1 protein-coding gene is annotated in these 886 nt (G+C 56.8%); it reads right to left on the reverse strand.

Annotation, left to right across the window (positions count from 1 at the left end; all coding sequences use genetic code 11):
* Positions 1 to 886 (reverse strand): CHASE2 domain-containing protein (locus AC1D1X_RS24560; RefSeq protein WP_477699521.1); only part of this gene is annotated, 886 nt, incomplete at both ends.

Consider the following 886-nt stretch of genomic DNA (forward strand, 5'->3'; position numbering starts at 1 on the left):
CCTCAAATCCGATGGCGTAGTCCGGCTTGACGAATACCTTCCCGTCAAGGAAACCGGAGATGACATTGGCATGCGTTTCCACCCCCGGATAGGTTTCCCCTACCGGAGTCACTCTCAAATCGAGCAGGCCGGGCGCTGTGGTGCCGACCAGGATGATCTTATCCTTGAGCGTGCCAGGCGCAAGGCGTTTGGCCAGGACATCCGCTGCGGAGATATACCGAAACGAGCCGCCGTTCGCACCACCATTACCCCTGAAGGGCACCAAAGTGGCTACGCGATCATCGACCGGAATCGCCAGGGTTTTGTTGCCTTGCTTAAGCAGAATGCTTTCCAGCCCTTGATAGTTCCGGGTCAGGAATTTTTCCTGCGGAAAACCAGGCTCGACCTTGGGCAAACCCGCAAGCATGCGAAACATGGCGAGCGCCAATGACTCGTAGTACTGCCCCTTGAACTCCGCCAGCAAGGGAATAGAGCGCACCACACCGTCGCCCTCGGTAATGGAGTTGAAGAAACCTCCCAAAGGGGCCGCTTTGGCCAACAACTCAATGTTGGCCCCGTATCCGTTCCAGCTGGTGAATTTGATAGGACGGCCACCAAGCGCATCGCTGCCCATAACCGGTGGCGGCAAAACGCCATTGACCCGGCCATCCCTGTCGCTGGTGAAGTAATACCCCATCACGACGGGGCGTTTTTCGATCGCTTTCGCGAAAATCGCGTCGTAATCCAGGCTGGTCTGCAGCTGGCTGAGTTTTTCCGAGAAACCCGGTTGATCTTTCAGCTCCGCCTGTGCAAGCTGCTTGAGCCGCTTTAGACCCGAGCTTTCGTCGGCTTCGGCAAATACGACATCAAACCCCAACAGCGCCGTTTTTTGACGATCCTGCAGCTC

The organism is Polaromonas sp. P1_G4 (assembly GCF_056405475.1).